Source organism: Collinsella tanakaei, from assembly GCF_030373545.1.
Classification (GTDB): domain Bacteria; phylum Actinomycetota; class Coriobacteriia; order Coriobacteriales; family Coriobacteriaceae; genus Collinsella; species Collinsella tanakaei_C.
Genome location: NZ_JAUDCO010000002.1, coordinates 202,632 through 215,076 on the forward strand (window position 1 = coordinate 202,632; position 12,445 = coordinate 215,076).

Here is a 12,445-nt window from a genome sequence, read left to right on the forward strand (position 1 = left end):
GCCGCCATCAGACGTATGATGATGGTGCATGCAAGGCCGATTGAAGGGACCGCTATGGGACATGTCGATGAGGATCGCGTCGCGCGCGTCGCGAAAGCGCTGGAGGAGAAGCGGCCGCACGCGCAGCTGCTCGTAACCGACCCCTGGTCGATTTTCTACCTGACGGGTTTCTATGCCGAGATGTTCGAGCGGTTCTCGGGGGTGCTGCTGCGCCCGGCGGCGGCTCCGATCATCTTCTGCAACGCCCTGTATCCCATTGACGCCTACGATAACGCCGAGGTCGTCATCTTCGACGACACCGACGATATCGCCGAGGTCCTCGCTCGCCACATCGATTCGCATCTCCCGCTAGGCGTCGACGCGCAGATGCGTTCGGGATTTCTGCTGCCGCTCATGGAGCGCGGGCTGGCATCCGATTTCTTTTTGGGCTCCTTTGCGGTCGAGCGAACCCGCGCCATCAAGGACGTGCGCGAGCGGGAGCTCATGCGCGCCTCCAGCCGCATCAACGACGCGGTGATGGGGGAGCTTCCCGCCCTGCTGCACGAGGGCGTCACGGAGCGCGAGATAGCCGCCCGCATGCTCGATGTGTATCGCGCCCACGGGGCAGAAGCGTTCTCGTTCCCGCCGATCGTGAGCTTTGGGGCCAACGCCGCCGATCCGCATCACGAGCCCGACGACACCGCGTTGCGCGCCGGCCAGGTCGTGCTGTTCGATATCGGTGGCCAGGCGCACGGTTACTGCTCCGACATGACCCGTACGTTTTTCTGGGGCGAGGTGGACGAGGAGACGCGGCGCATCTACGACGTCGTGCTGCGTGCGAACGAAGCGGCGGAGGCGCTTGTCGCGCCGGGTGTTCCGCTGTGCGATCTGGACCGCTGTGCTCGCCGCATCATCGAGGAGGCGGGCTACGGGGCCTACTTCACGCACCGGCTTGGCCATTCCATAGGCCTGCAGGACCATGAGCCGGGCGACGTGTCCGCCGTCAACACCGATGCGGCGCGCCCCGGTATGACCTTTTCCATCGAACCGGGAATCTATATCCCCGGGCGCACGGGCGTGCGCATCGAGGATCTCGTCTTGGTGACCGAGGATGGCGCTGAGGTGCTGAACTCCTACCCGAAAGACCCGCGGCGCCTCGATCTCGCATAGGACGAAACGGCGCCTTCGTTTCGTCGGACGTATGACGAAAGCGTGTCAGCTGGCGGTAATCGTGCGTTCGGTATAGAATGTCAAACCGAGTTTGTGCGATTTTCGGGACTGAAAGGCTGAGTGGCTCATGCTCGACACCATACTTCAGGAGCTCATGTCTCCCCAGCTTCAGATGGCCATCTACCTGTTCGTGGGCTTCATCGCCGCACTGTACGTGCTGTCGGTCGTCTATGTGTTCATCGACGCGAAGCGCCGTGGCGTTCGCGCCTTCTGGGCATGGGGCATCGTCGGCCTCATCCCGCTGGTCGGCCTGATCGCCTATCTCGTGCTGCGTCCCAGCTCCTACCTCGCCGATCGCGAGGAGCAGGAGCTCGATATGGCGCTGCGCGAGCGTCAGCTCTCCGCGTACGGCACGTGCCCCCAGTGCGGTTCTCCCATCGAGAAGGACTTCGTCGTCTGCCCGGTGTGCAACACGCAGGTGCGCAACGTCTGCCCCTCGTGCCATCGCCCGCTGGATGCGCACTGGAAGGTGTGCCCGTACTGCCGTACCCACATCCAGTAACCATGTCCGGGCCGCGCGAGCGGCCCCTTTCGCTTTACGGCATCCGACTTGAAAGGCTTGCTACGATGCTTCGTGCGCCCCATCTCATCCCTCTGATTCAGACTATCTAGGCGTCTGCCCTCTACTTGCCCGCGAGGTCACGGACAGGCGCCACATACGCGCCGGGCGCTCGTCGCCCGCGGCGCGACGCGATCGAATGAGCCCCGCCCGGGGTGCGCCGTTCCGGCGCGCCTGCATGGGCGGGTATACCGCTAAGGAGAACCCATGAAAGCGCTGTTCAACGACGGATCCATTGCCGAGCTGCCCGCTGACGAGGTCACGCACGTCATCCGTCACTCCGCCGCCCATATCATGGCGCAGGCCATCAAGCGCCTGTATCCGCAGGCCGATTTCGCCTACGGTCCCGCCACCGACAACGGCTTCTACTACGATGTCGACCTGGGCGATGAGACGCTGTCCGAAGACGATCTTCCCGCCATCGAAGACGAGATGAAAAAGATCGTCAAGGAGAACCTCAAGTTCCAGACCTTCGAGCTTCCGCGCGCCGAGGCGATCGCCCTCATGGAGGAGCGCGGCGAGAAGTACAAAGTCGAGCATATCGGCGACCTTGACGAGGATGCGCGCATCACCTTCTTCCAGCAGGGCGACTACATCGATATGTGCGTCGGCCCGCACATCACCTACACCAAGGCCTTGAAGGCCTTCAAGCTCACCGGCGTCTCGGGCGCCTACTGGAAGGCCGACAAGAACAACAAGATGCTCACGCGCGTGAACGGCACGGCGTTTGCCACCAAGGAGGAGCTCGACGAGCACCTGCGCATGATCGAGGAGGCCAAGAAGCGCGACCACCGCAAGATCGGCCGCGACATGGACCTGTTCATGATGCGCGACGAGGCGCCCGGCTTCCCGTTCTTCCTGCCCAACGGCATGATCTTGAAAAACCAGCTGCTCGACTACTGGCGCGAGATCCACCACGCCGCCGGCTACGTGGAGATCTCCACGCCGCTCATCATGAACAAGCAGCTGTGGAAGACCTCCGGCCACTGGGACCACTACAAGGACAACATGTACTCCACCATCATCGATGATGAGGAGTACTGCATCAAGCCGATGAACTGCCCGGGCGGCGTGCTCGTGTACAAGAGCCATCCGCACAGCTACCGCGAGTTGCCCATTCGCGCCGGCGAGATCGGCCTGGTGCACCGCCACGAGCTCAAGGGCGCCCTGCACGGCCTGTTCCGCGTGCGCTGCTTCAACCAGGACGACGCGCACCTGTTCGTACGTCCCGACCAGCTGACCGACGAGATCGTGGGCGTGGTGAACCTCATCGACTCCGTGTACCAGAAGTTCGGCTTCACCTATCATCTCGAGCTCTCCACGCGCCCCGAGGACTCCATGGGCTCCGATGAGGACTGGGAGCGCGCCGAGGCCGGCCTGCGCGAGGCGCTCGAGCGCCTGGGCAAGGACTACGTCATCAACGAGGGCGACGGCGCCTTCTACGGCCCCAAGATCGACTTCCATCTGGAGGACTCGCTCGGCCGCACCTGGCAGTGCGGCACCGTCCAGCTCGACTTCCAGATGCCGATCAACTTCGATCTGGAGTACACCGACGCCGACGGCACCAAGAAGCGCCCCATCATGCTGCACCGTGTGGCATTCGGCTCCATCGAGCGCTTCATCGGCATCCTGATCGAGCACTACGCGGGCAAGTTCCCCACGTGGCTCGCGCCGGTGCAGGTGAAGGTCCTGCCCGTGTCCGAGAAGAGCCGCGCCTACGCTCACACCGTTGCCGACCAGCTCGATGCCGCCGGCATCCGCGTGGTCGTGGACGATCGCGACGAGAAGATCGGCTACAAGATCCGTGAGGCCCGCGGCGTGGACCGCGTGCCCTACATGCTCATCCTGGGCGAGAAGGAGGCCGAGGCGGGCAACATCTCCGTGCGCGACCGCACGAACGAGACGCATGCCTCCACGGTCGAGGAGTTCATCGCGCAGGTGAGCGCCGAGATTTCAGAGCGCTGCAGCTAGGTCACGACACGTAGGTGAACGCAGACGCCCCTTTCGATCGCTTCGATGCTCGAAAGGGGCGTTTTGTAGGGTCCCTCAAGGGCTTCGGAATCGCCCTCCTGCTAAAAAGCGTTAACGCGACAGCACGATGCGGTTTTGCCCGCTATACTGGTGAGGTTGGGGTGCCCGGGGAGGTTGGTCGAACGTGACTCAGTCGTTTCAGGAGCTTACGCGAAGCTATGCGGAGGCGCAGGGTGCGCGCTGCGCCTGGTTTCTGCGCGCCCAAAACGTTGCCGAAGCCATAGCCAAGCTCGGCCTGATCGGTCCGGGCGACCGACTCGTCATGCGCGCGACCGATGCGACCGACGAGTTCTGCGCCCGCTTCGGCGCCCGTTCGCTCTCGTTTGCTGCCGATCTGACGCCCGAAGCGTATGTCGCCGCCACGAACGCGCACGCCCATCCGGCGTCCCAGCGCTTCGTCGAGGGCCATGCTTCCTATGCCGACGGTGCCGGCGCCTCCTTCGACCAGCTGTACTGGTTCGTCGAATCGATCGGGTGCCGCGGCCTGCGCGTGCCCGATATCCGCGTCCTTGCCGAGGCTGCTCGTCGCGTCGGAGCGATTCTGCTGGTCGACAACACCGTCCCCTCGTCGTGGGGATGCCATCCGCTCGAACTCGGTGCGCACATCGCCCTCGAGGCGCTCGATCGCGTCGCCGGCGGATCTTTGAATGCGCCGGTGGTCGGTATCGCCGTCGCCCGCGATCTTCGGGGTCGTGGCAAGAAGGCGCAGCCCGACGACGCCGCGCGCAAGGCGTACCGCCTGCTTGCCCAGCGTCTGGGTGGGGAGATGTCGCATGCGGTGCCCGATATCGACGAGTGCGACGTTGCCGCTATCGCCGACGGCCTGAGCTCGCTGGCCGAGCGCATGCAGCGTCATGCCGATCACGCGCGCGTCGTGGCTGAGTATCTCGCTGCGAATCCCGTTGTCGGCTTTGTCGGTTACCCCGGCCTGAAGTCCCATCCCGATTTCGATGTCGCCGCCCGCACGCTCATGCACGGCTTCGGACCCGCCGTCGATTTCGAGCTGCCCGATTGCGCTCGCGCCGGGGCGTTCATGGCGGCGTGTTCCTGCTCCAACCGCACGCATCCTGCCGGCGGAAGGCTCACGCGCCTCTCTCCTCTGTGCGGCGACGAGTCGCACTACATCCGCCTGTTCGCCGGGCTCGACGATCCGCTGGACATCGTCGACAGCCTCGAGCAGGCCCTGCGCCTGTTCTGCAATCCTCCTCACGCCTGATCGGCGAAGCTGGCGCCCGGCGCCCCTCACAACCTGAACGCATAACCCTACGATCTGACAGTCGGGGAGGATGTCATGATCGCTTCGTTTACCCTTGCCAATCTGGCTGAGGCGCTCATCTTGGGCGTCGCGCTCGCCATGGACGCCATGGCCGTCACCCTTTCCAACTCGCTGTGCGAACCCGACATGCCGCGCTCCAAAAAGCTCGCCATGCCGATCGCCTTCGCGCTGTTCCAGATGGGTATGCCCATCGCCGGCTATTTCGGCGGCACGCTCGTGGCCCCCCTCATCGAGGCGTACGCCGGTATCGTCTCGTTTGCCATCCTCGCGTTCGTGGGCGGCAAGATGGTGTGGGAGGCCGCGCGCGAGCTGCGCGAGCCGGAGAGCTGTCCCGCGAGCCGTCTCACCTGGCCGACGATCTTCATGGAGGCCGTCGCCACCTCCATCGATGCGTTCGTCGTCGGCGTGTCGTTTGCGGCGGGCGGCAAGGACATCGTGCTCTACGGCGGCGCCATCGGCGTCACGACGCTGCTGTGCTGCCTGGCCGTGCTGGTTGTCGGGCGCAGGCTCGGCGCCCACTTCGGCCCGCGCGCCACGATCGCAGGCGGCGTGGTGCTGATCGTCATCGGACTCAAGGCCCTGATCGGCTAATCGGCGGCCACCCGGTGAGAAGTCGGCTGAAAACGCGCCCGACCCCGTTTTACCCGCGGCCTGAATACACGTCGTACGCGCGTTAGAGGTCTTCAAGCTCGTGGGCGCGCTGCGCGAGGATCGCGTCGACGTCGCGCTGGATGGACCAGAACACCTCGAGCGCGCGCTTTCCCTTGTCGGTGAGCGTCGACCCGCGGGCTCCATCGCGCGCGAGCAGGTCGTATCCCAGCTGCGCCTCCGCCTCGCGCACGATGCGCCACGCCTTGGAGTAGGCCATACCCATGCGCTTGGCGGCGCGGTTGAGGGAGTGCTCCTCCTCGACGCCGGCGAGCAGCAGCGCGATGCCGTAGCCGAAGGCCCCGGGCGCCTCGACGTCGGAATTTTTGAACTTGAGCCGTGCTGTCGCCACAATCGCCATCTGCGCGCTCCTTTGCGCTAAAGCCCGTCCTCGGCGTTTCGAAGACCGTGGGCAAAATGCTTGAAATCTTGTGCCACACGGCATTGTAGCAGCATTGTTGCACTACAATGGCTCAACGAGCCGTCCTGCCATACGGTTCGACCGCGAAACCGCGCGACGTGTCGTCGGTGCCGCTGCGCCCGACGTCGGATCGCGCCCGAACTCTGAGGAGGAGTATCCATGGCAATGTTTTTCCCCGGTGAGTCCCATACGTTCTCTGAGTATCTCCTGGTGCCCGGCTACTCGTCTTCCGAGTGCATTCCCAACAACGTTTCGCTTAAGACCCCGCTCGTGCGCTATAAGCGCGGCGAGGAGCCTTCCATCAGCCTGAACATCCCCATGGTCTCCGCGATCATGCAGTCCGTGTCCGGCGTGGACATGGGCGTGGCGCTCGCCACCGAGGGCGGCATGAGCTTCATCTACGGCTCCCAGACCCCCGAGCAGGAGGCGGCCATGGTCAAGGCCGTCAAGGACCACAAGGCCGGCTTCGTCGAGTCCGATTCCACGCTGACCCCCGACATGACCATGGAGCAGGTCATGGCGCTCAAGGACAAGACCGGTCACTCCACCATGCCCGTCACCGACGACGGCACCCCGCGCGGTCGCCTGCTCGGCATCGTGACGAGCCGCGACTACCGTCCTTCTCGCGACGACCACTCCAAGAAGGTCTCCGAGTTCATGACGCCGCGCGAGAAGCTCATCGTGGGCGACAAGGACATCACGCTCAAGCGCGCCAACGACGTCATCTGGGACAACAAGCTGAATGCCCTGCCGTGCGTCGACGAGAACGACCACCTGGTGGGCATCGTGTTCCGCAAGGACTACGACTCGCATAAGACCAACCCCAACGAGCTGCTCGACGCCAACAAGCGCTACATGGTGGGCGCGGGCATCAACACGCGCGACTACGCGGAGCGCGTGCCGCTGCTCATCGAGGCCGGCGCCGACGTCTTGTGCATCGACTCCTCCGAGGGCTTCTCCGAGTGGCAGAAGCGCACCATCGAGTGGATCCGCGCCAACTACGGCGAGAGCGTCAAGGTCGGCGCCGGCAACGTCGTGGACGCCGACGGCTTCCGCTTCCTCGCTGACTGCGGCGCCGACTTCATCAAGGTGGGCATCGGCGGCGGCTCCATCTGCATCACCCGCGAGACCAAGGGCATCGGCCGCGGCCAGGCCACCGCGCTCATCGACGTGTGCCGCGCGCGCGACGAGTACTTCGAGGAGACCGGCGTCTATGTGCCCGTGTGCTCCGACGGCGGCATCGTGTACGACTACCACATGACGCTCGCGCTCGCCATGGGCGCCGACTTCATGATGCTCGGCCGCTACTTCGCCCGCTTCGATGAGAGCCCGACCTCGCGCGTGAACGTCAACGGCCAGTACATGAAGGAGTACTGGGGCGAGGGCTCCGCGCGCGCCCGCAACTGGCAGCGCTACGATCTGGGCGGAGCGGCCAAGCTCTCCTTCGTCGAGGGCGTCGACTCCTACGTGCCCTATGCCGGCTCGCTCAAAGACGGCGTGAGCAGCACCCTGTACAAGGTCAAGTCGACCATGTGCAACTGCGGCGCGCTCACCATCAAGGAGCTGCAGCAGAAGGCCCGCCTGACGCTCGTCTCGGCGACCTCGATCGTCGAGGGCGGCGCCCACGACGTCGTCGTCAAGGACTCCCAGCAGACGGTGAGCTATCAGTAAGCTTCGTCGCGTTTTGATCGCGCAACCCGACAGGGGCTCTGCGGCCGATGCCGCAGAGCCCCTGTCTTGCTCTTACGGTGGTCACGTGACATCGCGTACGCGCCATGGAGTGCTCCCTGCGAGCGAGGCGGTCGCGCAGGATTGAGCCGTCATCATGGGGAATGGGGCATATCCGGCTCCGTCCACTCCATCATGAGCGAGCGTTTTGCTAGAATCTGGAACGTTACTGTTTGTATCCGCAAAGGAGCCTGTATGTGCGATTGCACTGAGCATACCGAGATCCCCGCGTACGACGCGGCATCGATCGAGAACAAGTGGATCGAGGCCTGGGACCGCGATAACGTCTTCGCGGTCGACGCCGATCCCGACAAGCCCAAGAAGTACGTGCTCGAGATGTTCCCGTATCCGTCGGGCGACCTGCACATGGGCCACGCGCGCAACTACACGATCGGCGACGCCATGGCGCGCCAGGCGCGCATGCGCGGCTTCGACGTCCTGCATCCCATCGGCTTCGATGCGTTCGGCCTGCCCGCCGAGAACGCCGCCATCAAGCACAACACGCAGGCCGGGGCATGGACCTATAAGAACATGGACCAGGCGCTTGCCACCATGCGCCGCATGGGCTTTTCGTATGACATGGACCGCTTGGTCAAGACCTGCAGCCCGGACTACTATCGCTGGGGCCAGTGGATCTTCGAGAAAATGTGGGAGCGCGGCCTGGTCTACCGCAAGAAGAGCCCGGTCAACTGGTGCCCCACCTGCAAGACGGTTCTTGCCAACGAACAGGTGACCGAGGGCAAGTGCTGGCGCTGCGGCTCCGAGCCCGAGAAGCGCGACCTGGAGCAGTGGTACTTCAAGATCACCGATTACGCTCAGGAGCTCCTCGACGACCTCGAGAAGCTTCCCGGCTGGCCTGAGCGCGTCAAGCAGATGCAGGCCAACTGGATCGGTCGTTCTGAGGGCGCCGAGGTAGACTTCACCCTCTGCGACGAGCAGGGCGAGCCGACCGACACGAAGATCACCGTGTTCACCACCCGCGCCGACACGCTGTTCGGCTGCACCTTCTTCCTGCTCGCTCCCGAGTACGAGGGGCTGCACGACCTCGTCGCGGGCACCGAGTACGAGGATGCCGTCACGGCGATCGTCGAGGGCGCGAAGAAGATCTCTGCCGTCGAGCGCGCCCAGGGCACGCTCGAGAAGCACGGTGCCTTCACGGGCCGCTACGTCGTGAACCCCGTCTCGGGGATGAAGGTTCCCGTGTGGGTGGCCGACTACGTCGTATCCGATTACGGCACCGGCGCCGTCATGGCCGTGCCCTGCGGCGACCAGCGCGACTTTGAGTTCGCCCGCAAGTACGACCTGCCCATCGTGCCCATCATTCTCATGGACGACGAGCGCGCGGCCATCGAGGAGGCGGGGGAGTCCATCGACACCTATCACGCCGAGACCGTCGATTGGGACTGCGCGCACGCGGCCGAGGGCACGCTCGTGCAGTCCGGCAAGTACACCGGCATGCGCGGCGGCAAGCACTCCGAGGGCGAGGCCGCGATCGTAGCCGACCTCGAGGCCGCCGGCACCGGCCGTCGCAAAGTCGAGTTCCGCTTGCGCGACTGGCTGATCTCCCGCCAGCGCTACTGGGGCAACCCCATCCCGGCCATCCACTGCGAGCACTGCGGCATCGTGCCGGTGCCCGAGGACCAGCTGCCGGTCATGCTGCCCGACAACCTCGACCTCGGTGCGGGCGAGACGCTCGCCGAGTGCGCCGAGTTCTACGAGACCACGTGCCCGGTCTGCGGCAGGCCCGCCCGCCGCGAGACCGACACCATGGACACGTTCACGTGCTCCAGCTGGTATTACCTGCGCTACTGCGATCCGCACAACGAGCAGCTCCCGTTCTCCCGCGAGGCCGCCGACCGCTGGATGCCGGTCGACAACTACATCGGCGGCATCGAGCATGCGATTCTGCATCTGCTGTACTCGCGCTTCTTCACCAAGGCCCTGCGCGACATGGGCATGCTCGACGTCGACGAGCCGTTCACCAACCTGCTGTGCCAGGGCATGGTGAAGGACGCCAACGGCGAGACCATGTCCAAGTCCAAGGGCAACGTGGTGCCGCCGTCCTCCGTCATCGAGCCCTACGGCGCCGACACCATGCGTCTCGCCATCCTGTTCATCGCCCCGCCCGAGAAGGATTTCGACTGGGATGAGGACGCCGTCGCGGGCGCCAACCGCTTCCTCAAGCGCGCCTGGCGCATCGTGTGGACCCTCGCCAACGCCGGCGACGCCCATGCTAAGCTGGACAAGGCCTCGCTGTCGGCGGCGGCCATGAAGCTGTACCGCGAGCGCCATCGCACGATCGCCAAGTGCACCGAGGACTTCGATCGCCAGCAGTTCAACACCGCCATCTCCGCGATCATGGAGCTTGTGAACGCGGCGAGCGCCTACATCAACGCCGGCGAGAAGCTCGACGCGGCGCTGTGCTCGCTCGTCGCGACCGATATCGTCTCGGTCATGGCGCCCATCTGCCCGTTCTGGGCAGACGAGCTGTGGCATGCCGCTCTCGGCAACGACTCGTACGCCTATACGGCGAGCTGGCCGGCGTTTGATCTGGCCGAGACCGTCGAGGACGAGGTCGAGATCGCCGTGCAGGTGCTCGGCAAGATGCGCGCCCACACCATGGTCGCCACCGATGCGACCGCCGAGGAGATGCAGGCTGCGGCCGAGCGCGCCGCTGCGCGCTGGCTCGAGGGCAAGACGGTCGTCAAGGCCATCTGCGTCCCCGGCAAACTCGTGAACCTCGTGGTGAAGTAACGGATTTCCCATCCCCACCGACAGACAGGGCACCTCGCGTTCGTCGCGGGGTGCCTTTTTCTATACCGTTTGCGCTGGTTCGTGATGGAGGTCAGTCGGCGCGCGGAGCGCATCCGTCCGCCCGCCAGCACGTACCGTTTGCCCAAACCATGACTGTTGGGAATGACTACAATAATAAACTCTCATAGCGTGCAAGAAATTATTATCGCACCTGCGGTATTCCGATCGAAGAGGGAAGAGGGGATCATATGCATCTTCAAACGCAGGCCCTGGTCATCGTGGGCGTGTACCTTGTCGTGATGCTGTCCATCGGCTTCATCGTCGGCAAGCTCAACATCAAGAACAGCGAGGACTACATGGTCGCCGGCCGACGCATGGGTCTGCTCTTCGTTGCCTTCTCGCTGTCCGCCAACAACATCGGCGGTGGCTCCACGACCGGTCTGGCGCAACGCGCCTATGGCGAGTGGGGCATCAGCGCGGTGTGGTACGTGCTTGCGGCATCGATCGCCATGATCCCGCTCGCGTACTTCGCTCCGAAGATTCGCAAGACCATGGCTGTGACCATTCCCGAGGTCGTCGGTCGTCGCTTCGGTGACACTTCGAGCACGATCACCGCTGTGCTCTCCGTCCTGTCGCTGTTCTGTCTGACCTCCTCGCAGATCACCGCTGCCGGCAGCGTCGTCTCCACGCTGCTCGGCATCCCCACCAACGTCGCGCTCGTCGCGGCCGGCTTCGTCGTGATCTTCTACACCACGTTCGGCGGCATGGTCGCCGACCAGGTTGCCGACCTCATCCAGTTCTGCGTCATCCTCGTCGGCCTTGCCATCGCCACGCCCATCGTCATCGAGGGATGCGGCGGCTGGGATGCCGTCTCCGCCGCGCTGCCGCCTGCGCAGCTCGACTTCACGACCATCGGCGTCGTGACCATCATCGGCTACATATTCAACTACTTCTGCACGTTCCTCGCTGGTCCCGAGATGGTCACGCGCTTCGAGTCCGCCAAGGACGAGAAGACCGCTACGGGCGCGGCGTGGCTGTCCGCCGTCCTCATGGCCGCCATGGCGTTCTTCCCGACGCTGCTGGGTCTGTGCGCCGCCGCGACCATGCCCGACCTGCCGAACGCCGGCGCCAACGCCATGCTCGAGGTCACGACCGCCCATGCGCCGGGCTTCGTCTCCGGTATCGTCTGCGCAGCCATCATCTGCGCGACCATGTCGTCGGCCGACTCCAACCTGCTGTGCATGTCGACGATCCTCATGAAGGACCTGTACCTCAAGTACGGCGGTCGCGAACTCAACGATAAGCAGACGGTCTTCTACACCCGTGCCTGCAACGTCGTGTTCGCCATCATCGCCATCTGCATCTCGATGTTCGGTGTCCCGATCGTGACCATGAACACCTTTGCTTTCGGCATCCGCTGCGCCGGCCCGTTTGCGGCCTACGGCCTGGGACTCGTGGTCAAGAACGCCACGAGGAACTCCGGCATCCTCTCGCTGGTGGGCGGTACCATCGGCTTCATCTTCTGGCAGGTGCTGTCCGGCGGCGACTTCCTGTTCGGCATCCTGCCCGTGGTGTTCGGCTGCTTCGTCTCGGTCGTGGTGTTCTTCGTCGTGAACGCCATCGAATGGAAGCGCGGCGTCCCCGCGGCCCCGTCGGCGTACCTCGACGAGTAGGGCTGTCCCAGCCGTCTCCCCGCGCCCCGTTCGCTTCCGAGCGAGCGGGGCGTTCGCGTGAGGCGCGCAAAACTCCCGCGACGTTGTGGCACGGGGGCGTATTCTCCGCGCGATTGTGTGCAATTTGCGAAGGGAGCCTATGCCAT

Annotated in this window: 9 protein-coding genes; 8 read left to right on the plus strand and 1 reads right to left on the minus strand. The window is 64.6% G+C overall.

The features are described 5' to 3' along the window. Positions 1-54: 54 nt before the first annotated feature. From QUW00_RS02345 to QUW00_RS02365, 5 genes are all read left to right on the plus strand, one after another. Positions 55-1,149 (plus strand): M24 family metallopeptidase, encoded by a 1,095-nt coding sequence (locus QUW00_RS02345; protein ID WP_289612790.1) that lies wholly within the window; start codon positions 55-57, stop codon positions 1,147-1,149. A gap of 127 nt (positions 1,150-1,276) precedes the next feature. After that, complete coding sequence (locus tag QUW00_RS02350; protein WP_289612791.1) at positions 1,277-1,711, plus strand: double zinc ribbon domain-containing protein; 435 nt, start codon at positions 1,277-1,279, stop codon at positions 1,709-1,711. Positions 1,712-1,975: 264 nt separating this feature from the next. Beyond that, positions 1,976-3,739 carry a threonine--tRNA ligase gene (thrS, locus tag QUW00_RS02355; protein ID WP_289612792.1) on the plus strand — a complete coding sequence of 588 codons (1,764 nt, stop codon included), beginning with the start codon at positions 1,976-1,978 and terminating at the stop codon, positions 3,737-3,739. 184 nt (positions 3,740-3,923) lie between these two features. Next, positions 3,924-5,015, plus strand: coding sequence for a PLP-dependent transferase (locus tag QUW00_RS02360; protein WP_289612793.1), 1,092 nt, complete (start codon positions 3,924-3,926; stop codon positions 5,013-5,015). 75 nt (positions 5,016-5,090) lie between these two features. After that, the gene (locus tag QUW00_RS02365; RefSeq protein WP_289612794.1) at positions 5,091-5,666 is read left to right on the plus strand and encodes a manganese efflux pump MntP; all 576 of its coding nucleotides are present in this window, start codon (positions 5,091-5,093) and stop codon (positions 5,664-5,666) included. Positions 5,667-5,748: 82 nt separating this feature from the next. Here QUW00_RS02365 and QUW00_RS02370 read toward each other — a convergent pair whose 3' ends face one another. Beyond that, positions 5,749-6,084: a winged helix-turn-helix domain-containing protein gene (locus QUW00_RS02370; RefSeq protein WP_289612795.1), complete on the minus strand. Its 336-nt coding sequence runs from the start codon at positions 6,082-6,084 to the stop codon at positions 5,749-5,751. 219 nt (positions 6,085-6,303) lie between these two features. Between QUW00_RS02370 and QUW00_RS02375 the strand changes: the two genes are divergently transcribed. The 3 genes from QUW00_RS02375 (at position 6,304) to QUW00_RS02385 (ending at position 12,299) form a co-directional block, all read left to right on the plus strand. Next, the gene (locus QUW00_RS02375; protein WP_289612796.1) at positions 6,304-7,815 is read left to right on the plus strand and encodes an IMP dehydrogenase; all 1,512 of its coding nucleotides are present in this window, start codon (positions 6,304-6,306) and stop codon (positions 7,813-7,815) included. Between the two features lie 252 nt (positions 7,816-8,067). Then, entirely contained in the window at positions 8,068-10,626 is a 2,559-nt protein-coding gene (gene leuS, locus QUW00_RS02380; RefSeq protein ID WP_289612797.1) for a leucine--tRNA ligase, read from the plus strand. Positions 10,627-10,874: 248 nt separating this feature from the next. Next, positions 10,875-12,299, plus strand: coding sequence for a sodium:solute symporter family protein (locus QUW00_RS02385; RefSeq protein WP_289612798.1), 1,425 nt, complete (start codon positions 10,875-10,877; stop codon positions 12,297-12,299). The last annotated feature ends 146 nt before the right edge of the window (positions 12,300-12,445 follow it).

Bases quoted from the DNA above. Each gene is read 5' to 3' on its own strand.
- thrS (WP_289612792.1), top strand. From the start codon at position 1,976: ATGAAAGCGCTGTTCAACGACGGATCCATTGCCGAGCTGCCCGCTGAC.
- QUW00_RS02365 (WP_289612794.1), top strand. From the start codon at position 5,091: ATGATCGCTTCGTTTACCCTTGCCAATCTGGCTGAGGCGCTCATCTTG.
- QUW00_RS02345 (WP_289612790.1), top strand. From the start codon at position 55: ATGGGACATGTCGATGAGGATCGCGTCGCGCGCGTCGCGAAAGCGCTG.
- QUW00_RS02350 (WP_289612791.1), top strand. From the start codon at position 1,277: ATGCTCGACACCATACTTCAGGAGCTCATGTCTCCCCAGCTTCAGATG.
- QUW00_RS02385 (WP_289612798.1), top strand. From the start codon at position 10,875: ATGCATCTTCAAACGCAGGCCCTGGTCATCGTGGGCGTGTACCTTGTC.
- leuS (WP_289612797.1), top strand. From the start codon at position 8,068: ATGTGCGATTGCACTGAGCATACCGAGATCCCCGCGTACGACGCGGCA.
- QUW00_RS02375 (WP_289612796.1), top strand. From the start codon at position 6,304: ATGGCAATGTTTTTCCCCGGTGAGTCCCATACGTTCTCTGAGTATCTC.
- QUW00_RS02370 (WP_289612795.1), bottom strand. From the start codon at position 6,084: ATGGCGATTGTGGCGACAGCACGGCTCAAGTTCAAAAATTCCGACGTC.